Origin of the sequence: Streptomyces arenae (genome assembly GCF_022343545.1) — a bacterium.
GTDB classification, from domain to species: domain Bacteria; phylum Actinomycetota; class Actinomycetes; order Streptomycetales; family Streptomycetaceae; genus Streptomyces; species Streptomyces humi.
Map to the genome: position 1 here is coordinate 156859 of NZ_JAKQYH010000018.1, position 20469 is coordinate 177327.

Sequence of the window (20469 nt, forward strand, 5' to 3'; positions counted from 1 at the left end):
GATTGCCTCTCCTGCACCCCGTTCGGACCGCAGGGCGCCCCGCCCGCCCGCGCCGGGACCACGGTGGGCGGCCGAAAGAAGGTCGCCCGAAGGGCGTCCTTTCAGCTCTTCCCCTCGATTCACCGCACTCCGTGCCCGTCCCGCCACCGTGAAGGGAGGAACGCCGCATGAACAGGCCCAACGCCCCCATCGACGGCGCCGCACTGCTCGATGAGGTGGAAGCCTTCCACCGCCGCTTCAACGTCTTCCCCACCGAACACGCCTACGTCGCCGTCACCCTGTGGGACGCGCACGCGCACCTGATGGACGCGCTCGACGGCACCGCCCGTATCGCTTTCCTCAGCCCCGAACCGGGCTCGGGGAAGTCACGGGCACTGGAGATCATCGAAACCCTCACCCCGCGCTCCGCGACCACCGTCAACGCCTCCGCCAACGCCTTGTTCCGGCTCGTCTCGGCAGATGAGGGCACCCCGACGCTGCTGTTCGATGAGATCGACACCGTATTCGGGCCGAAAGCGGGCGGGAACGAGGAAGTCCGCGGGTTCCTCAACTCCGGCTACCGGCGCGGCGCCAAGTCCCTGCGCTGCGTCGGGGACGGCTCCGACCAGAAAGCCGCGTTCCTCCCGTCGTTCTGCGCGGTCGCCATGGCCGGGCTCGGCTCGCTGCCGGACACGATCCTGACCCGCTCCGTCATCATCCGGATGCGCAAGAAGGCGCCCAACGAGAAGTGCGAGCCCTACCGGCGCCGCGTCCACGAGAAGCAGGGCCATGCCCTGCGGGACCGGCTGGCGGAGTGGGCAGCCCCGTTGCACGACCAGATCGCGAATGCCTGGCCGGACATGCCCGAAGGTGTCACGGACCGTCCGGCCGACGTGTGGGAACCCCTGCTCGCGGTGGCGGATGCGGCCGGCGGGCACTGGCCCGAACGAGCCCGCGCCGCCTGCGTCGCCCTCATCAAGGCCGCGCGGGAAGGCGACGAAGCCTCCCTCGGGGTGCGGCTCCTGACCGACCTGCGCGACCGCGTGTTCTGCGGGGTCGACAAGCTGCCCACCGCCGCCATCCTCGAAGTCCTGCTCGGCATCGATGACGCGCCGTGGGCCGACATGAGCGAGGACGGACAGCAGATCAAGCCGCTCACCGCCCGCGCCATGGCCAAGCTCCTCAGCCAGTACGTCCGCCCCGACAACACCCCGATCAAGCCCAAGGGAATCCGCGTCGGCAGCACCACCCCGAAGGGCTACTACGCGGAGGATCTCAGCGACGCGTGGGCCCGCTACTGCCCCCCTCCCCCCGGAGAATCCGCAACAGCCGCAACAGCCGCAACACCGCAGGTCAACACGGGTGAATCTGTGGCGGATACGCCTTCCGAGACCCGCCACATGTTTGCGGAATCCGACACACGCGCCCTCCGCAGCGTCGGCTGACGCTGCCCACTCGACAGGTGCCGCCACCCCGCCCGTGGCGGCACCTATCCGCAACACAATCGCCATCCGCCACAAATTCAAGCCGCTGACCAGCAATGTTGCGGCGTGGCGGATGTTGCGGATTCCCCAGAAGGCTCCAAGCGAGGAGTAGCAACGATGGCTCGCCCCGAGATGCTCAAACTCCCCGAAGTCCTCGAAGAGATCGAGATGAGCCGCGCCGCCTTCTACAGGATGCGCGCCCGCGGCAAGGCTCCCAAGCTCATCAAGCTGCCGAACGGCCAGATCCGGTGTCGCCGCAGCGACCTGGACGCGTGGTGGGCAAAGCACGAGATCGCAGCCTGACCGTTCAACTACCCGATGGGCCCCGCCGTACGGCGGGGCCCATCTCTGTGAGGAGCACGATGCATAGCTACGACGTGCGCATTTGGAACGTCCGGAAGCGTTCCAGCAAGGCGGCCCCGTTCCAACTGCGCTGGCTGGTCGACGGTGAGGAGTATCAGGAGAAGTTCGCGACCAAGACGCTCGCGGACGCTCGCCGTGCGGAGCTGCTGACCGCGACCCGCAAGGGGGAGCCGTTCGACACAGAGACGGGACTGCCCGTCTCGGAGGTGCGCGAGCGGAACCGTACGAGTTGGTACTCCCACGCCCGTGCCCACGCTGCACGGAAGTGGCCGACCGCAGCGGCCAAGCACCGCGCGAGCATTGCAGAGAGCCTGACCATCGCCACCATGGCGCTGTGCCCGGACGGGAAGGGACGCCCGACGGACGACCTCTTGCGCCGTGCGCTCTACCAGTGGGGATTCAACGCCGGACGCCACGACCAGGACCCGCCGGAACCGGAAGCCAAGGCGCTGGCATGGGTGGCGAGCAACTCGCCGGCCGTCATCGACCTGGACAGCGCGAAGCGCGTGCGCGTGGTGCTGGAGCACCTGGCCACACGCCAGAACGGCAAGGCAGCCGCGGCGAACACGTTCCGGCGCCGTCGGGCGGTTCTGAGTAACTGTCTTCGCCTCGCTGTGGAGCAGGAGCTGTTGCCCGCCAACCCTCTTCACCGGGTGCACTGGGAGACTCCCAAGGCCGTAGAAGAGCTGGACGTCCGCAGCGTCGCCACTCCTGCACAGGCACGGATGCTGCTGGACGCGGTCCGTGCCCAGGGTCAGCGTGGCGCCCACCTGGTCGCGTTCTTCGCGTGCATGTACTACGCGGCACTGCGACCCGAGGAAGTGTCCATGCTGAGCGCTGATCAGTGCGACCTGCCCACGGAAGGCTGGGGACGGCTCATGCTCGCCGGCGCCCGGCCCCAGGTGGGATCCGCCTGGACCGACGATGGCAAGCCGTACGAAGAAAGGCAGCTCAAGCACCGGGCCCGCCGTGCCGTCCGGCCGGTACCCATCCCGCCGGTCCTGGTCGCCATCCTGCGCGCCCATCTCGAAGCGTTCGGGACAACCGCTGAGGGCCGTCTGTTCAGCGCGGTTCGGGGCGGCCCCATCCGATCGCAGGAGTACGGAGCGGTGTGGAAGGAGGCTCGCCGCCAGGCGCTAACGCCCGCGCAGGTGGCATCTCCCCTGGCCGCCATCCCGTACGACCTGCGGCACGCGTGCGTGTCCTTCTGGCTCCGCTCCGGAGTGAGCCTCGCCGAGACTGCCCGCCGGGCAGGGCAGAGCGTGGCCGTACTCCAGCGCTACTACGCCAAGGTTCTGGACGGCGAGGAGGAACGGATGAACACGCTGATCGAGCAGGGCTTGGCCGAGCACGAGGCCTAGGGCGTGTTGCGAAAGTCCCGCCTGCCGCGCGACGCCATGCACGCTCCCCCAGCCTCCGGCCGGGGGGACCCCCACTCGCCGCACCGGGCGAAAGCCCAAGTACATCCAGTACGAGGACTTCCGCCCGGCACGCCGAGAGCACGCACCTGACGCCGCGCGGCCCGCCCTTCGGGCGAACGACGGGACTTTTCACGCAACGCCGGTGCCGTCCAAACCGGTGAACAGATGCTGTCGTTTCTCGTGAAACAGAGCCACTGCATACGCCACGGACTGACGCCCATGAGCCCCGCCTCATCCGAGCGGGGCCCTGCAGAGTAGACCGACCACGCGCGGGCCGCCCGCAGTCCGACTCACGGACGCGCGGCCTGGACCGCCTCCTGGACGCGACTCAGCTCCCGCTCGGCATGGGCACGGACGCTGTCCCAGGCGGCTGCGAAATCCCGAACCGGGAAAGGCAGGCCGAGCGCCTGGTGAGCAGTGAGGAGCCGGGAAGACGGCTTGGGGTGCACGGCCGAGTTCCGCACAATCCGGATCTGGTCAAGGCGCTCCACAGCCTGATGAACTACGGCCCGGTCGATCGTGGGCAGCAGCCCGACGAGGTGACTTTCGAGGCGACCGAGCCCAGAGGGAGGGGTCGAGCCCGGCACCTTGAAGTCACGAAGGATCTCCGTCAGCACCACCAGGCCAGCATGGAACCCGGCCTCGTCCTCGACATCCAGGGCCAGGAGACTGGACCGGTCCATCGGCGGTCGAGCCACGAGCCGACTACCGAGGACGAGTTCACTCGTCACGTCGAGGAAGTTGATCGCCCGCAGGAGAGCACGCGGCTCGGCGTACGACAGCGCGGCCGGCGGCTCGGGCGGCGACAGCGCTGCACTGACCGAGACCAGATAGTCCTCGACCGTGGCGAACTCGACCTCGCCCAGCCAGCCCAAATGGCCGGACCTGCTCCCCTCGTTGTAGCGGACTCCAGGCCACTCATGCTTGGCCACCTCCGCCATGTGCCCCACGTAGGCCCCCGGAACACCGGCCACCTTCACGTACATATCCAGATCGAGATCAACGGGCGGCATGGTGAACGGCGAGGCCAGAATCGCCTCCTGTTCCCGACTGCACTCCCGCATGAACGCAAGCAGGGCATCCCTGATCACCTTGGCCGTCGGGTCATCGTGAACGTGATACAGCCCAGCCATCGTCAGGACGACTGGCCCATCACGGTCGGGGCTGTGACCAGCTCCCCACCAATCGACCGCCCGATAGCGGCGGGTGAGAAGCGTGCCCACCGCAGGGAAGCTGCTGAGCACGGCGGCCGCGTCGTGCCCGTTGCGCCGCATCACATACTCCACGTAGAAGAACGCGGGGAACCGCCCGTGCTCAGCGAACGTCGACCAGACGATGTCAACGAGACACTGCTGACCCTCGTCGAGCGGATCTATCAGGCTATTCACGACGTGCTACCCCCTCTGTAAGCGAACAGAGCAGGATAGGGCGCCGAGCCCCGAGCGGCACCACCGTTTCCTGCACCCGCCCCGACACCCCCTGCAAAGAACGACCGGACCTGTTCGTCCCCCCTCAAGGAGAAGACGACCGAAGCCAAGGCCATGTGCGCCCGCTGCCCCGTCCGCGACGCCCGCACCGACTACGCCATCGCCAACGACTACCGAGACGGCGTCTGGGGGTCGACGAACGCGACCAGCTCGCGCGCGAACGCGCCGCCGCGGCCGTCGCCGACGAGAGCTGACACAGCGAGAGGCCCCCGCCCGAACTCGGGCGGGGGCCTCTCGCTGCGCGGTCAGTCCAGCACGCCGAGCGTCGTATCAGGACGGCAGTGCATGCACGCCTTCACCTGCTGCCGCAGAGCCTCCAGCGCCTGCGCCCGGGTCACCGGACGGCACCGGCCGGATTTCTTCGCCGCCCAGCAGTCACCCACGTGCACCGCATCCACGTTCCGCCGGTTCAGCCCGCACTGCACCAGCCACTCGGCCTCAGCCGGCCGCGCCTCCTCCCCCCGGCGCCGCTCCGCCTCCCGCCGTTCCTCCTCCGCGATCCAGCCGTCGATCTGCCGCAAGCTCGCCGTCGCCTGCTGCACCACCACACGGCGTGCGAAGAGCAGCAGATCGAGGCGAGAAGGCGGGTTATCGGTCACGCGTTCGATTCTAGGCTGTGACGACCCTGTCGTACTGGCGCGCCTCGGTGTCCTGTGTCAATGAATCTTGGGCGTGCGCCATCGAACTTTGACAGATGCGAGTTCGTGTCACCGAAGTTTGAGTGTGCCGCTCAGCTGCCCACACTGAGTCCTGGATGTCGTCTCCGCTCCTCCACGCGAGTCACCAAGGGGGGCCGCTGGGCCGTAGAGCTTCCAGGTCGCCGACGATCGGTGCGCGCGCCTGATGAGTCATCCTGGACGTAGAGGCACGGGTATCCCATAGGCCAAGTGGGGGCACCATGAACCCGCTCAAAATGTGGCTGAGGCGTCTCTTCTCCTATGAGCACCATCGAGATAGCTGCCCGCACACCCGCTACAGGGTGATGGCCCGCTACTGGGGCGGTGGCCCGGACAACAGGATGAGCTATCAGTACGAGGACCGCCATTGCAAGCAGTGCGGGAGCTCCCTACATGTAATGGTCACGAGTGAGTACACCGGCCAGGACATGTAGCCCGGCGGGATCTCGTCACCGTAGGCGCGGTCCGTCGGTGATGACACTGTGGCGCCCACTCGCGGTTAAGTGCCTGGGCGGCGATGGCCTGCAGTTTCGCCGCTCAGACTTCGATGGCAGATGCTCAAGGTTCGGTGACACAGGACATTCGGCGCTCGATCTGGCGATCCATGCCGATTCGAGTGGAGTCGATTTCTCGCCAAGCCTCAACTCCGGCTGCTGGCTGAGGTTTTGTGCGATCACACAATGTCTGAAGGAAACCCTCTAGACCCTCTGACCTGCGAGAACTCCCTGGCGATCCGCGCAGATCGCCCCGCAAGATCGCAACGAGTGGCCGAGGAAAACTCCCACCAAAGCCAGGGCCTGATTTGATCGCCTAACGTCAACGTCAGCGCGCACGAACCGTCCGCCCGAACGAATCCGTGCTCGTCGGCGCTCTGGAAGTTACGTAGCGTAGCAGAGCGTGCATTGACGGTGATCGAACGACCGGATACACCAGATCCCGACAGGCGGCACCCGTAGCACCCTGGCCCGCATCAAGAAAGGTCTGAGCCACCTGCCGGATCACCCGGACCTCACTGAACCCACCGCCCAACACCGGATAGGTCGGTCACCGAGACCGGGCAGACCGAACACTTCCGGCCAACCTAGGAAAGCCTGAAGCGGGCCATTTCCCACCTGCGGATTTGATCAGCTGTCACAGTCCAACACCGATGTCAGAAAATCTCTGACCTGCAACTTTGTCGAAGATCATCGGCGCGGATCCGCGCCAGTTGGCCAACAGAAACCCTTGATGGAGTCAAGGCCAGATCCGATCGCATACCGTCGTACGACATCAGGCCCCCGCACCCCGCGACGACGGCATGGCCTGAAGACTCCCCAACGCACAAGCGGGGGGCCGCCCGGCACAGGCGACCCCCCGCGACGTCCTGCACCCGAAAACCGCGAAGACTCCGGAAGGACACACCCATGGAACCACGAGCCTGGCGCCCCCTGGGCGTCATGTGGACACGCCCCACCCCCGCCATCACCCTCCTCGCCACCGCCCAAGCCTGGATGCTCGACCAGCAGTACGGCATCCGCACCGCCGCCGCCGTCTTCACCACCGTCGTCGTACTCGACTGCATCTGGATCCCCCGCAAGAAGCCGGAACCCCCGAAGGCCCTCGACCGGCGCGGAAGCGGGATGACCCCAGCCGGCCACCACCAGGACGAGCGCAGCCGCAACTAACGTCCACGCGCGCGAGCCCCCTCCCCGCCACAGCGGTAGGGAGGGGGCTCACGCGCGTCCGCTATTCGCTCGCCGGTAGGGCCCGCTATAGGAGCCTCGCGAGCACTGAAGATCCAAAAGGCAGGCCCTGAGCCCTTCCTCTTCCGTTAATCTCCCCGCGCCAAGGTCTCCACGCCCGAAGTCGCGTGCGGACCGACTGTGCGACGCGGCTAGTGACTACGCAGCTCGCGTCGTCTCACGGACTGGAGAACACCATGCCTCGATGGGCCATCGTGAAGGCTGACGGTGAGGCGGAAGCCTTCCGGTACAACATCCATAAGGAGGTGGAAGGGACCGAGGCGCAAGCCCTTGCCGTGATGCTGCGGATCGTCGACACCTGTGCAGAAGCCTTAACCGAAGCAGGACGTCGCCGTGAGAGAAGACGGGTCTTCCGCGTGTCCGAGCGCAGCTACGTCGTGCGCGTCGAAAGCCGATGGTCGAACTACGAGGCCCACTTCACCCTCGCCGAACTCATAGCCGACACCCACGATGACGACCTTCCCAGCAGTGCATCCGGTTCGACGCGGGGGCCGTAAATCCTGGCCGCAGGTTGGCCGCACATGCTGGTCAAAACCGGGATACCGGCGAATCAGGGTGAGACACGGTCATGCCGAAGGGGTGCCGCTCCGGAGAGTGGCACCCCTTCTGACCTGCAAGTCTCTGACCTGCTGCGGTGGGTGTGGGATTTGAACCCACGGTGACATCGCTGCCACGACGGTTTTCAAGACCGTTCCCTTAGGCCGCTCGGGCAACCCACCCCGCGCTGATCGAGATCGGCGCGGGGAACAGGGTAACCGGTTCGTGCGGGCGGGTGGGAGTCAGTTGTCGCCCACTCGGGAGCCGAGGGTGAGGGTGACCGTGTGTTCCGAGCCGCCCCGCTTGTAGGTGATCTCCACCTTGTCACCGGGCTGGTGGGTCCAGATCTCGCCGATCAGGGTCGGGCCGCTGTCGATCACCGAGTCGTCCAGCTTGGTGATGACGTCGCCGGGCTTGAGTCCGGCCTTGGCGGCGGGGCCGCCCGATTCGACCGCGGCGGAGCCTCCCGAGCCGGAGTCCGTGATCTGGGCGCCGTTCGACGAGTCCTCCAGGGACACCGAGGCGCCGATCTTCGCGTACACCGGCTTGCCGGTCTTGATCAGCTGCTGGGCCACGTACTTGGCCTGGTTGATCGGGATGGCGAAGCCGAGGCCGATCGAGCCCGACTGCCCGGTGCTGCCCAGGCCGCCGCTGGAGGCGGACTGGATCGCCGAGTTGATGCCGATCACCGCGCCCGTGGCGTCCAGCAGCGGACCGCCGGAGTTGCCCGGGTTGATGGAGGCGTCGGTCTGCAAGGCGCTCATGTAGGACGCCTTGCTGGAGGCGCTGCCGTCGCTGGAGGCGACCGGGCGGTTCTTGGCGCTGATGATGCCCGTGGTGACGGTGTTGGACAGGCCGAAGGGGGCGCCGATCGCGATCGTCTCGTCGCCGACGGCCACCTTGTCGGAGTCGCCCAGGGGCAGCGGCTTGAGGTCCGACGGCGGGTTCTTGAGCTTGATCACCGCGACGTCGTAGCCCTGCGCGTGGCCGACGACCTCGGCGTCGTACTTCTTGCCGTTCGGGAAGGTCGCGGTCAGCTTGCCGCCGTCGAGGGCGTCGGCCACCACGTGGTTGTTCGTGACGATGTGGCCCTGGGTGTCGAAGACGAACCCGGTGCCGGTGCCGCCGTCGCCGCTGGTGGACTCGGCCTCGATGGTGACCGTGCTGGGCAGCGACTTGTTCGCGACCGCCGCGATGGTGCCGGCGGCGCGCTTGACCTGGGTGACACCGCTGTCGGTGGACGCGGAGACGGTCGTGGAGCCGCTGTCGTCGTTGTTCTTGGCCAGCGTGTAGCCGAGACCGCCGCCGGCACCGCCCGCGACCAGCGCGGCCACCAGGACGGCGGCGATCAGGCCGCCGCGTCCGCTGCCCTTCTTCGGCGCGGGCTGCGGCTGCTGGTACGGGTGGTGCTGCTGGTCGTACGGCGAACCCCAGCCGGCTCCGGCACCCGCTCCGGCGTCCGCGTAGGAAGGGGTCGCGGGCGGCGGGGGCGGCCAGGCGCCCTCGGGTGCCGGCGGTGCGGCCGCGTACGGGTCACCCGCGGCCGGGGCGGGAGCGCCCTGGGGGGCCGGCGGGATCGGTGCGGTCGGCGCGTCCCCCTCGGAAGCGGCAGGCTGCGGGGAGGCAGCGGGAGTCGCCGGCGGCACTGGAGGTGTGGACGGGGCCGGGGGTACCGGGTTGCCCTCGTTCTCGGTGCTCACAGCTTCTCTCCTCGGTCCACGGCTGTTTTTGTCGGTCGCACTCGGTCACGCTCGTTCACGCTTGTTGTCGGTCCGGCGCGATTCAGCTGTGCATGTGCTTTTGTATGCCGTCAGCTTTTCCCACAGGCCGTCAGAGCACCATAAGCGGTGGCTGTGGGTACACGGACAACCTTTACATAGGGCCTGTCCGACAAAAGTTCCCTTTGCTGGCATCGGGGATGCCCCCGGGTACCCCTTGGCGGTGGCACCATGTCGCGGTGACCCACGCACCACAGCATCGCATCCAGGTCGTCGCCCACCGCGGAGCCTCCGAGGACGCCCCCGAGCACACGCTGGCCGCCTACAAGAAGGCCATCGAGGACGGCGCCGACGCCCTGGAGTGCGACGTTCGCCTGACCGCCGACGGACACCTGGTGTGCGTGCACGACCGACGGGTCAACCGTACGTCCAACGGACGGGGCGCGGTCTCGGCCCTGGAACTCGCGGACCTGGCCGCCCTGGACTTCGGCGCGTGGAAGAAGAGCCCGGCCTGGCGGGGGCGGGACGAGGAGCCCGACTGGGAGTTCCGGCCGGAGGACCGCGAGGACACCTCCGTACTGACGCTGGAACGGCTGCTGGAGCTGGTCGCGGACGCCGGGCGGCGGGTGGAGCTGGCGATCGAGACCAAGCACCCCACCCGGTGGGCGGGCCAGGTGGAGGACCGGCTGCTGACACTGCTGAAGCGGTTCGGGCTGGACGCCCCGGCCACGGCGGCCGACTCGCCGGTGCGCGTCATGAGCTTCTCCGCGCGGTCGCTGCACCGGGTACGGGCGGCCTCGCCGACCCTGCCGACGGTCTACCTGCTGCAGTTCCTCTCGCCCCGGCTGCGTGACGGGCGGCTGCCGGCCGGTGTGCGGATCGCGGGCCCCTCCATCCGGATCGTGCGCAACCACCCCTCGTACATCGAGCGGTTGAAGCGCAACGGCCACCAGGTGCACGTGTGGACGGTGAACGAGCCGGAGGACGTGGACCTGTGCGTGGAGCTCGGCATCGACGCGATCATCACCAACCGGCCCGCGGCGGTGCTGCGCCGGCTGGGACGGTGAGCTGAATATGTCTCAGATAAAGAGACACGTAAAGGACGTCTCGCACCTCTTGACCCAGGCGCCCCACTCGCACCATTCTCACTTTCGGCCACACCAATGAAATCAAGCCATACGAAGCCGTGTCTGGGGGACGCGGCGACGACCCGTCACAGGGAGTGCTCCGGCGCGTTCGGTACGTATTCGCTCGTTTCGAATGCGTCACCGGACATTCATTGGCCGGTTTCCGGTTCAGGCCGATGGGGCATCCACACCGTGGCGTGGGGCAAAGGAGGTCTCGGGGGTGGCGTTGGTGGTGGCACAGGAGGTGCCCACGTCGTCGAGCATGGCCGTTCCCCATGGCCCTGCGGGCGTGGGGAAGGCGCGACACCGTATGCGCGACCAGTTGCGCACGGGCGGCCTGTCGGAAGCGGTCATCGATGATGCCGTACTGATCCTTTCCGAGCTTTTGAGCAATGCCTGCAAGCACGGGCGCCCCTTGGGGGACGCCCTGGCCGGAGACGGTGACGTCCGGGCCGCCTGGCGGGTGGACCCACGCGGACGGCTGGTCGTCGAGGTCACGGACGGCGGCGGACCGACCCGGCCGGCCCCCATGACGCCCTCGGTCACGGCACACGGCGGCCGCGGGCTGAACATCATCACCGCGCTCGCCGACGACTGGGGTGTCCGGGACGACGCCCGAGGCGAGGTGACCGTCTGGGTCGTGGTGCACGAGGACGCGCGCGTCCCCCGCACCCGGGACCGCCACGACACCTTCGCCGCACACGTCGCGACACCCGCGGGCCCGGAACTCACCGACCTGGACTTCACGGACGCGTTCGACGACCTGGACTGACCCGGACGCGTTCGGCGCACCGGGAGCCGCATACCCCGGACACGCTCGCCGCACCGGGAGCCACATACCCCGGACGCGTTCGGCGCGACGGACATGCCCGGCAGACCGGACGGGGCCGCCTTCCCCGGCGCCCCGTCCACGATCGGCCCTTTCCGGACCGCTTCCCACCGCGCCTCTGTCCACAGGTTCCCGTGGTCCGGGGCGCGAACGGCTAGGCTCCCGCCAGTACGAGACGAGCCGTAACCGGGAGACACCCAGATGGCCAAGAAGCGACCCCAGACGAAGGCCACGCGGCCGCAGCTCAGCGACGCTGAGATCCCGGTAGTCGGCGCCCGCGAACCCTGCCCGTGCGGCAGCGGCCGGCGCTACAAGGCGTGCCACGGCCGCGCGGCCGCGCACGCGGCGACCGAGCTGGTGCACCGCCCGTTCGAGGGGCTGGCGGGCGAGGGCGACTGGGTCGCGCTGCGCGAGCTGGTGCCCGCCGCCACCGTCGAGCTCACCCTGAAGGACGGCCTCCCCGAGGGCGTCCCGTCGGTCACGCTCGCGACGGTGCTGCCGATGGCCTGGCCGGCCCTGCGCCGCGACGACGGCTCGGTCCTGCTCGGCCTGCAGAACGACACGGCGTCCGGTGACATCAGCCGCGACCTCGCCGACATCCTCCAGCGCGCGCTGGCCGCCGAGCCGGGCACCCCGGTGCAGGGCCGCCGGGCACCCGCCGACGGCCCCCGGTTGCAGGACCTACTCGACCCCGAGGGCGCGTTCGAGCCAGTTGTGCACGAGGGCTTCGAGTTCTGGGTGCCGGACGCGGAGAACGCCACCCCGGACGTGACCGCCTCCCTGGAGCGGGCCAACGCCGCGGCCATCCCGACGGTGAAGCTGACCGGCGTGGACTCCGCCTACTGGTGCGAGACGCCGGAGAAGAACCACCTGCGCTGGGTCATGCCGTATGCCGAGGAGCAGCTTCTGGACGCTCTCGCGCGGCTGCACGCGGCGGGCAGCTCGAGCCTCGGCGAGGGCACCCGGCTGGTCGGTTCCTTCCGTGCCCACGGGCTCACCGTGCCGGTCTGGGACCTGCCGAGCGGGGTCGGCGCGGAGGACGTGGAGAAGCCGGCCGCGGAGTTCGCCGAGCGGCTCACGGCCGCCCTGGCCTCGGACGCACCGCTCACGGCGGACGAGCGGCGGGCCCGTGGCGGGCTCACCAACCGGCAGGTCACGCTCAGCTGACGATCAGCGCGGACGCGGGGCGCGGCTGACCGACCGGTCAGCCGTGCCAGGTCCGTCGGCTCAGGTGACTCCTGTCACAACTTCCCTACGTGGCAAGCAAATACGTGTCCGAATAGCCGAGATCGAATTTGCGAACCGCCGATCTCTTGTTACGGTCTCAGTAGCCCGGTTGCTGGTGCATCCCCCGTCGCCAGCAACCGGGCCTTTTTCATGCCCGCGTCCGGTGTACGGACCACAGTGAAGCGTCAACTTCCGTGAGCTGACTTCGAGTTGCTGCCTGACGACACCGCGGGGCCGGCCTCGGGAACATCCGCGGAACCGATGCCGGTGCCGCCCCCGGAATTGCCGCCGGCACCACCCCGCCGGCCCGCCTCGTAACCGCTGGCGGACGCGCCCCCGGGCTTGTCGCTCACGGAGTTCCCCGCGGAGTCATTCCCGAAGTCGCCCGCGGAGTCACTCCCGGAGTCGCCCGCGGAGTCACTCCCGGAGTTGCCTGCGGAGCCGCTCCGGGAGTCGCTCCCGGAGTTGCTCGCCGAGCGCAGCAGCAGTGGCCCGTCGTCGTCCCGCGCCGCGAACTCCGAGACGGCCGTGTAGGCGTCCAGCGCGCCCCGCGTGTGTTCCCGGGGTGTCTCACAGGTGGCGGGCTCGTCGTCGGCGCCGGCGTCGCAGTGCGTCTGCACGGTGTGGCCGTGCGGGCCCATCAGACTCAGCACGGAGTCCAGGCCGGCCCCGGTGGCGTTGCGGTAGTAGGTGCGCGCCCAGGTGTCCGCGCCCTGGGTCATCACACAGGTCTGCGCCTCGACGCCGTCGGGCGAGGTGAGTTCGGGACCGCAGCGGGCGGCCGTGGCCAGGCCCAGCCCGAGCACCAGAGGGGAGCGGGCGGGCACCGGCAGCTTCGCGTCGTCGCGCCGCCCGGACGGATCGGAGGGGCGTGCGGCGGCGTCGCCCACCTGCCCTGCGGAAGCCACGGTCAGCGGCAGCGCGACCGCGCACACCACGACGCCCGCGAGGGCGAGCAGACGTACGTTCATGTAGCGGAAGATAACGACCACGACGGGACAAGCCACGCGCGCGCGCCCGACATCCTCACAACTCGGGTGCGCTCACACCCGTACGAGTGAGGGCGTCGACCACGGCGTCCACCACGGCCTCCACATCGGGCACCCAGGGCTTGGCCGAGCCGGGCAGTGGAGCCCGCTCCCAGCGGATGGCGCCCTGCCCGGTCTCCGAGGGCGGCAGGGCGAGATAGCCGCCCTCGCCGTGGAAGCGCAGCGAGCCGGGGACGAAGTCCTTGGCGTACAGCAACTCGCCCAACTGCTCCATGGAGTACGGCTTGACGAGCAGCGCCCAGCGGTTGGGCGCCGCCACCACCGGGCCGAGGCGCATGCCGCGGCGGTCGAGGAGGGTGAGCGCGCGGGAGGCGGCGAGCGCGGGCAGGCTGACCGCGCAGGGCGCCTTGCCGCCGGCCGCTCCGGTGGCGAGCACGATCGGGGCCGTCGGCCGGTTGCCCCACCACCAGCGGATCATGCGCTCGTCGGTGGTGGCGGCGAGCAGACCGGGGTCGAAGGGGTGCGCGCCGGGCACCGTGCACTCCGGGTCGGGGCAGGCGCACCGGGCCCGGCCCTGCGGATCCGGGGCCACTCCCGGAAGTACGGGCCACTGCCATTCCGTCGCGAAGGTCAGGGCCGCGCCGAGGAACTCAGGCCCCTTGTCGTTGCGCTTGGACAGGAGCCTGCGTCGCCTTTTGAGGATCTCGCGCATGAGCGCTCGTTCCTTTCCGTTGCACCGCTGGCAACACCGAGGACCACATCACACCATGTGTCGATCACTTCACTGTGCGTACCTGTTGGCGCATCACACCCTTGCGCCGGGCAAGGGGAACCCCAGGGGGTCGAGCGGGGGCCGCACCCGCGTCCCGTACTGCCTCTATCAAAACCACGGACACGGCGCGGGGGTGGCGAAGTCTGGCGTTTTGCCGTTCCGAGTGTTTCTCTCCGCCTCCGCCACGGGAGGATGGGGCACGGTCGTCGGTGGTTAAGACGCCCGGGTCCGTCGCCAGGTTCCGGGTGCTCCCCAACCACCCCTGGCCTTCACCGAGTACGTACCCATCACGACCGTTGTGACGCTCCGTGGAGCAAGGCCAGTCGACCGCAATGAACCGTTGCCCGAGTCAGTTTTAAGCCAACTTTGCTTTTGTGCAAGCCGTCCGGGAGACACCTCCACAAGGTCCCACGGACACCAGGAATCCCAGCAGGACAATGCTGGACATCTCCTTACGAGTGCGTGTACATGTGGAGACACTGCCGGCGGCGCAGAAAGACATGGGGGTTTGCGATGCTTTTGAGCAGTACGCACAGGTCTGAAAGCCGGACGCGATGAACGCCCCGCACCCTCCGAAAGTGGCTGGAATCGATTCAACGGTTCCCACGCCCGCACACACTGTCGCGCCGATTCCCCCCGCCCCGGGCGCACCTTCCGTCCCGAAGGCCCCCGCCGTCCCGGCCCCCGGCACCCTCCTCCAGGACCGGCTGGCCGGCTGGGTCTCCGACCTCACCACCCTCCATGAACTAACCGAACGGTTCGCCCGGACCGACGGACTGGAGCCCGCCCTCCAGGAGCTGCTGCGCGCCGGTGCCGCCCTCGTGGGCGCCCGGCGCGGCCTCGTAGCGCTGGAGCCCGGTGACGGCCTCGGGCCGCGGACCACGATCGGCCTCGGCCTGGGTCCCGCGGACCTCGGCCACCTGGAGACCGTCCCGCGCGGCGCGCTGCCGTACGACAGCGGTACCGCCGGCGAGATCGCGCACCCGGACCTGTTCGCCGAGGACGGCCTCGACCCGCGACACCGGGAGGTCGCCGCCCGCCTCGGTTACGCCGCCAGCTACGCGCTCCCCCTCGCCGCCGACGCGGGCGCCCGTCTCGGCGCGGTCGTCTGGCTCTACGACGAACCGGCCGAACCGAACGAGCGGCGGCGCCACCTCATCGGCCTGTACGTCCGGCACGCCGCCGAGCACCTGGTGCGGCTCCTCGAGGTGCAGCGCACGCGCGCGTGCATGGCGACCATCGCCGAGGAACTGCTGCCGTCCCGGCTGCCCCGGGTGGGCGGCGTCCAGCTGGCCGCCCGGCACCGGACCGGCCCGCGCGGCGGCGGCGACTGGTACGACGCGCTGCCGCTGCCGGACGCCGCCCTCGGTCTCGCGGTCGGCTCGGTGACCGGCTCCGGGCCCAGCGCGGTCGCCGCGATGGGCCGGCTGCGGGCCTCCCTGCGGGCTTACGCGGTGATGGAGGGCGAGGACCCGGTCGCGGTCCTCTCCGACCTCGAACTGCTGCTCAGGCTGACCGAACCGGCCCGTTCCGCCACCGCCCTGTTCGCGTACTGCGAACCCGCGCTGCGCAAGGTCACCCTGGCCGGGGCCGGCCACAGCCCGCCGCTGCTGATCGGTCCGCACCGCACCGAGTTCGCGGAGACCTCGGTGTCCGCGCCGCTCGGGATGCTGGCCTGCTGGGAGGCGCCGAGCGTGGAGATCCAGGCCGCGGCGGGAGAGACGGTTCTGCTGTACACCGACGGGCTGCTGCACCGCACCGGCGACCCCATGGACCGCGCCTTCGCGCGCCTGCACACGGCCGCCGCGAGCATCCCGCGGGCGCTGCGCCACGACCCGGGGGCGGTCGCCGACCACGTGCTGCGCACGGTGCTGCCGGACGGCCTGGACACGGCGGAGAGCGAGGAGGACGTCGTCCTGCTGGCCGCCCGGTTCGACTGACCGGCCAGTCAGCAGACGGAGGCCGACCCCCTTCATACGGCCATGGGTCCCCGGTCCCTGGGACGCCGTTCGGTACGAACGTACGATGGACGGGATCCACAGCAGTGTCGAGGAGGATGAACGTGGCCGACGAGCTCCCGGAGACCCCGGAAAGTGTGCTCGACCATGCCGCTGACGCGGCGGACGAAGAGCCGATCAAGCAGCGCAAGAACGGCCTGTACCCGGGCGTGTCCGACGAGCTCGCCGACAGCATGAAGTCCGGCTGGGCCGACACCGAGCTGCGCGGCCTCGAGCCCGTCGAGCAGGCCGGGCACACCGCCCGCCGCCGCGCGGAGCTGTCCGCCCGCTTCCCGGGCGAGCGCCTGGTGATCCCGGCAGGCAACCTGAAGACCCGCTCGAACGACACGGAGTACCCGTTCCGTGCGTCGGTCGAGTACGTCTACCTCACCGGCAACCAGACCGAGGACGGCGTACTCGTCCTGGAGCCGAAGGGCGACGGCCATGTGGCCACCGTCTACCTGCTGCCCCGCTCCGACCGTGAGAACGGCGAGTTCTGGCTCTCCGGGCAGGGCGAGCTGTGGGTGGGCCGCCGCCACTCCCTGACCGAGTCCGAGACGCTCTACGGCATCCCCGCCGCCGACGTCCGCGAGCTGGCCGACAAGCTGCGCGAGGCGACCGGCCCGGTCCGCGTCGTGCGCGGGTACGACGCCGGCATCGAGGCCGCGCTGACCGACAAGGTCACCGCCGAGCGCGACGAGGAACTGCGCGTCTTCCTCTCCGAGGCCCGCCTGCTCAAGGACGAGTGGGAGATCGGCGAGCTCCAGAAGGCCGTCGACTCGACCGTGCGCGGCTTCGAGGACGTCGTGAAGGTCCTCGACAAGGCCGAGGCCACCAGCGAGCGGTACATCGAGGGCACGTTCTTCCTCCGCGCGCGCGTGGAGGGCAACGACATCGGCTACGGCTCCATCTGCGCAGCCGGCCCGCACGCCTGCACGCTGCACTGGGTCCGCAACGACGGGCCGGTGCGCTCCGGCGAGCTGCTGCTCCTGGACGCCGGCGTCGAGACGCACAGCCTGTACACCGCCGACGTCACACGCACCCTGCCGGTCAACGGCACGTACAGCGAGCTCCAGAAGAAGATCTACGACGCCGTGTACGACGCCCAGGAGGCCGGCATCGCGGCGGTGAAGCCGGGTGCCAAGTACCGCGACTTCCACGATGCCGCACAGCGGGTGCTGGCCGAGCGGCTCGTCGAGTGGGGGCTCGTGGAGGGGCCGGTGGAGCGGGTGCTGGAGCTGGGCCTGCAGCGCCGGTGGACGCTGCACGGGACCGGGCACATGCTCGGCCTGGACGTCCACGACTGTGCCGCCGCGCGGACCGAGACGTACGTGGAGGGCGTCCTGGAGCCGGGGATGGTGCTCACCGTCGAGCCGGGGCTGTACTTCCAGGCCGACGACCTCACCGTGCCGGAGGAGTACCGGGGGATCGGCGTGCGGATCGAGGACGACATCCTCGTGACCGAGGACGGGAACCGGAACCTGTCCGCGGGGCTGCCCCGGCGGTCGGACGAGGTGGAAGCCTGGATGGCCTCTCTGAAGAGCTGACGTGAGATGAATGGCCGGGTACCTGGGTGGGTGCCCGGCCATCGTCGCGTTCTGCGGGTGTGTGGGGGCTGGTCGCGCAGTTCCCCGCGCCCCTAAAGGGGCGCTCCAGACAAGGCGTCCAGAAACAGTGCGCCGGCCAGCAGGCCCGCGCTTCCTCTTGGGCTCCAGCCTCGGTCGTGCAGGTCGGCGTCCAGGGCTGTCAGGGCCTCCGCGCCCGCCTTCGTCGACGTGCCGCCCGCCTCCAGCACTCCCCGCGCGCCCGCCTGTACGTGGCGCAGGCCCAACGGACCTGTTTCGTAGAGGAGTTCGGTGTCCTGGAGGGTGGACATCACGGTGAGGAGGGCGTCCAGGCGGGCCTCGTTCTCGGTGGCGCCCGCCCTGCGGGCCGTCGCCAGTGCCTCCAAAGCCCTGCGCACGTGCGGGAATCCGGCCCTGGCCTCGCCCCGGGCGCCGGCCGCGCCGTACTTCGCGGAGATCGTCGAACCGCGGGAGGGGCGTCTGGGGGCGCCCTTGTCGTTGAACGCGGCGATCCTGCGGGCCGTCGCGGCGATCTCGCGGGCCTTCGCCCGCGGGTCGAGGGCCGCCGCGGCGACCAGTAAGCCGAGGGCCCACAGCGCGCCCTTGTGGCCGCCGCCGGCCAGGCCGACCGAGTGCTCGGTGCACCGGCCGATCGCGCCCAGCTCCGCCCGCAGGGCCGGCGAGGGTTCGCCGGTACGGCGGGCGGAGGCGGCCATCGCCGCGAGGCCGGGCGCGAGCGCCTTGGCCGACCAGCGCAGACTGTCGTGCTCCCGGCGCGTGCTGTGGGCGTCCAGGTCACGCGGGTCGGGCAGCCCCGGCTTCGGGGCCAGGGCCAGCTGCCCGGTGAGCGCGGCCACCGCGGCCAGCGCCAGCGCGTCGTCCTCGCGGCTTGTCATGTTCCTTACCTTAGGAGGAGGCGGAGGCCGAGGGGGAGGCGCTGTCGGTCGGAGCGTCGCTCGGCGGGGTGCCCGTCGGCGCGTCGCTCGGGGCACCGCTCGGCGGCGTACCGCCACCGCCGCTGCCGGCGCCCGTGTTCTCGGCGTCCGGGTCGATGCCCAGGGTCAGCGAGCCCTTGTAGCCCTTCGAGGGGTCCTTCTTGTGCACCGCCTTCAGGGTCAGCAGCCCGCTGGAAGCGCCGCCGCCGTCGTACACCATGTCGTCGGCGAGGACGGTGTAGCTGCCGGTGTGCTTCGAGTAGGGCTCCAGCGCGAAGATCTCCTCGGCGATGTCGTCGTCGAAGAACAGCTGGCCGGTGTAGTTGACGATGCCGCCCTCGTAGGTGCCGTCCTCCTTCTCGCCGCCCGTGTGCACCTTCACGTGGATGTGGCAGGTGCGCGGGGTGTACCAGCCGGGGAAGATCGTCTCGAACTTGACGACCCCGTTGGCGTTGGCGATCTGGTAACCGCGCAGGTAGGTCTGGTCGTTGGCGGAGTCGCCCTCCTCGCTTTCCGCGGGGGCGGAGCCGCCGGGGTTGGCGGTGGTGTAACCGGAGTAGTAGCCCCAGGCGTCGCAGTGCCAGATCTCGACCGCCGCGCCCTTGACCGGGGTGCAGCCGTCGGTGGCGTCGACGACGGTCAGGCGGAGGGTCAGCGGAACGCCGGCCTTGCCCTCGGTGATGTCCTTGCGCACCAAGGCACCATCGAGGTAGTACGGGCCCTCCGTGACGCTGGTCATCAGCGTCATGCACTCACTGCTGGTGGAGCTCGCGGAGGCCGTGGCGTCCGCGTCGGTGCCGTCGGTCGTGTCGGCGAAGGCCGACTGGAAGCCGGCGACCGCGAGGCCGCCGGCCGCCACCGTGCCGCCGGACACCGCGAGGGCGCGGCGGCGGGTGATCGACGTGTCTTTGTGGTTTCCCGTCATGGGCGACGAAGCTAGAAACGCCGTTTGTCAGGGGCATGGGCAAGAGCTGGGAACGACCTGTGAACGCCCAGGAAGCTGAAACCGGCTGGAAGCCGCTGGTCACAGGGCCGGGTCACGGTCGTGCAGGATCCGCTGGAAGAGACGGCTGTCCCGCCACTCGCCATTGATGTGCAGATACTGCGGGGCATCACCGATCGTCTCGAATCCGCATTTCTTCAGCACGCGTTGGGACGTCATGTTGTCGATGAGGGTGGATGCCTCGATCCGGTGCAGTCCGACAACCTCTCTCGCGATCCCGCAGACCCGTTCCAGCGCGGCCGTGGCCAGCCCGCGGCCCTGCTGATCGCCGGCCACCCAATAGCCGACGTAGGAGCTGCAGAAAGGCCCCAGGGAAATTCCGGTAAGAGTGATCGCACCGACGATCCGGCCGGTACCGGCCGACTCCATGAGCAGCGGGAGCAGGACCCCGTCCGCGGCCTGTTTCAGCAGGTCGTCGATGCGTTCGGTCTGCCCCTCGACGGTGAAGAAGGACTCGGGTCTGACCGGCTCCCAGGGTTCGAGATGGCTTCGGTTGACGGTGTATGCGATGCTCAGCGCTCGCGCGTCACCGACGGCAAGCGGACGCAATATCACGTCGGGCAGGACCGGGATTTCTTTAATCATTCTGAGAAACATGCGCGCACCCTAGCGCGCGG

At 69.5% G+C, this 20469-nt stretch carries 17 protein-coding genes, 1 tRNA gene and 2 pseudogenes; 11 read left to right on the plus strand and 9 right to left on the minus strand.

Annotated features, from left to right (window positions below; genetic code table 11):
- The first annotated feature begins 167 nt into the window (after positions 1-167).
- The 3 genes from MB828_RS09950 (at position 168) to MB828_RS09960 (ending at position 3187) form a co-directional block, all read left to right on the plus strand.
- Positions 168-1424, plus strand: a complete 1257-nt coding sequence (locus MB828_RS09950) for a DUF3631 domain-containing protein (protein WP_301647852.1) — start codon at positions 168-170, stop codon at positions 1422-1424.
- 156 nt (positions 1425-1580) lie between these two features.
- The gene (locus MB828_RS09955; RefSeq protein WP_301647853.1) at positions 1581-1766 is read left to right on the plus strand and encodes a helix-turn-helix transcriptional regulator; all 186 of its coding nucleotides are present in this window, start codon (positions 1581-1583) and stop codon (positions 1764-1766) included.
- Positions 1767-1825: 59 nt separating this feature from the next.
- The gene (locus MB828_RS09960; RefSeq protein ID WP_301647854.1) at positions 1826-3187 is read left to right on the plus strand and encodes a tyrosine-type recombinase/integrase; all 1362 of its coding nucleotides are present in this window, start codon (positions 1826-1828) and stop codon (positions 3185-3187) included.
- Between the two features lie 350 nt (positions 3188-3537).
- Here the strand turns inward: MB828_RS09960 and MB828_RS09965 are convergent, their stop codons facing one another.
- Positions 3538-4635 carry a hypothetical protein gene (locus tag MB828_RS09965; protein ID WP_301647855.1) on the minus strand — a complete coding sequence of 366 codons (1098 nt, stop codon included), beginning with the start codon at positions 4633-4635 and terminating at the stop codon, positions 3538-3540.
- Positions 4636-4776: 141 nt separating this feature from the next.
- Here MB828_RS09965 and MB828_RS46825 point away from each other — a divergent pair.
- Positions 4777-4866 (plus strand): annotated as a pseudogene (locus tag MB828_RS46825) (WhiB family transcriptional regulator); the annotation flags it as partial.
- A gap of 113 nt (positions 4867-4979) precedes the next feature.
- On the opposite strand, the gene MB828_RS09970 reads toward MB828_RS46825, so the two are convergent.
- Positions 4980-5333 (minus strand): DUF6233 domain-containing protein, encoded by a 354-nt coding sequence (locus MB828_RS09970; RefSeq protein ID WP_301647856.1) that lies wholly within the window; start codon positions 5331-5333, stop codon positions 4980-4982.
- Positions 5334-6814: 1481 nt separating this feature from the next.
- On the opposite strand from MB828_RS09970, the gene MB828_RS09975 reads away from it, so the two are divergent.
- Both MB828_RS09975 and MB828_RS09980 read left to right on the plus strand, forming a co-directional pair.
- Positions 6815-7075 (plus strand): hypothetical protein, encoded by a 261-nt coding sequence (locus MB828_RS09975; RefSeq protein ID WP_301647857.1) that lies wholly within the window; start codon positions 6815-6817, stop codon positions 7073-7075.
- Positions 7076-7329: 254 nt separating this feature from the next.
- Positions 7330-7650: a hypothetical protein gene (locus MB828_RS09980; RefSeq protein ID WP_301647858.1), complete on the plus strand. Its 321-nt coding sequence runs from the start codon at positions 7330-7332 to the stop codon at positions 7648-7650.
- 135 nt (positions 7651-7785) lie between these two features.
- Here the strand turns inward: MB828_RS09980 and MB828_RS09985 are convergent.
- A tRNA-Ser gene (locus tag MB828_RS09985) sits at positions 7786-7872 on the minus strand.
- Positions 7873-7932: 60 nt separating this feature from the next.
- Positions 7933-9390, minus strand: coding sequence for a S1C family serine protease (locus MB828_RS09990; RefSeq protein ID WP_301647859.1), 1458 nt, complete (start codon positions 9388-9390; stop codon positions 7933-7935).
- Between the two features lie 257 nt (positions 9391-9647).
- Between MB828_RS09990 and MB828_RS09995 the strand changes: the two genes are divergently transcribed.
- The 3 genes from MB828_RS09995 to MB828_RS10005 all read left to right on the plus strand — a co-directional run bounded on the left by MB828_RS09995 (position 9648) and on the right by MB828_RS10005 (position 12531).
- Positions 9648-10475 carry a glycerophosphodiester phosphodiesterase gene (locus MB828_RS09995; protein WP_133023770.1) on the plus strand — a complete coding sequence of 276 codons (828 nt, stop codon included), beginning with the start codon at positions 9648-9650 and terminating at the stop codon, positions 10473-10475.
- Between the two features lie 193 nt (positions 10476-10668).
- Positions 10669-11307: an ATP-binding protein gene (locus tag MB828_RS10000; protein WP_301647860.1), complete on the plus strand. Its 639-nt coding sequence runs from the start codon at positions 10669-10671 to the stop codon at positions 11305-11307.
- Between the two features lie 258 nt (positions 11308-11565).
- A complete protein-coding gene (locus MB828_RS10005; RefSeq protein WP_133023768.1) occupies positions 11566-12531 on the plus strand; it encodes a DUF5926 family protein in 966 nt (321 codons plus the stop codon).
- 503 nt (positions 12532-13034) lie between these two features.
- Here the strand turns inward: MB828_RS10005 and MB828_RS10010 are convergent.
- A pseudogene (locus MB828_RS10010) lies at positions 13035-13562 on the minus strand (hypothetical protein); the annotation flags it as partial.
- A 55-nt stretch (positions 13563-13617) separates the two neighbouring features.
- The gene (locus MB828_RS10015) at positions 13618-14292 is read right to left on the minus strand and encodes a bifunctional DNA primase/polymerase (protein WP_133023767.1); all 675 of its coding nucleotides are present in this window, start codon (positions 14290-14292) and stop codon (positions 13618-13620) included.
- A 614-nt stretch (positions 14293-14906) separates the two neighbouring features.
- On the opposite strand from MB828_RS10015, the gene MB828_RS10020 reads away from it, so the two are divergent.
- Complete coding sequence (locus tag MB828_RS10020; protein WP_133023766.1) at positions 14907-16292, plus strand: PP2C family protein-serine/threonine phosphatase; 1386 nt, start codon at positions 14907-14909, stop codon at positions 16290-16292.
- A gap of 116 nt (positions 16293-16408) precedes the next feature.
- A complete protein-coding gene (locus MB828_RS10025) occupies positions 16409-17896 on the plus strand; it encodes an aminopeptidase P family protein (RefSeq protein WP_301647861.1) in 1488 nt (495 codons plus the stop codon).
- 92 nt (positions 17897-17988) lie between these two features.
- Here the strand turns inward: MB828_RS10025 and MB828_RS10030 are convergent, their stop codons facing one another.
- The 3 genes from MB828_RS10030 to MB828_RS10040 form a co-directional block, all read right to left on the minus strand.
- Positions 17989-18810: a triphosphoribosyl-dephospho-CoA synthase gene (locus MB828_RS10030; protein ID WP_301647862.1), complete on the minus strand. Its 822-nt coding sequence runs from the start codon at positions 18808-18810 to the stop codon at positions 17989-17991.
- 10 nt (positions 18811-18820) lie between these two features.
- The gene (locus MB828_RS10035; protein WP_301647863.1) at positions 18821-19774 is read right to left on the minus strand and encodes an intradiol ring-cleavage dioxygenase; all 954 of its coding nucleotides are present in this window, start codon (positions 19772-19774) and stop codon (positions 18821-18823) included.
- Between the two features lie 99 nt (positions 19775-19873).
- On the minus strand, positions 19874-20449 hold the full coding sequence (locus MB828_RS10040; RefSeq protein WP_301647864.1) for a GNAT family N-acetyltransferase: 576 nt from the start codon (positions 20447-20449) through the stop codon (positions 19874-19876).
- Positions 20450-20469 lie beyond the last annotated feature (20 nt).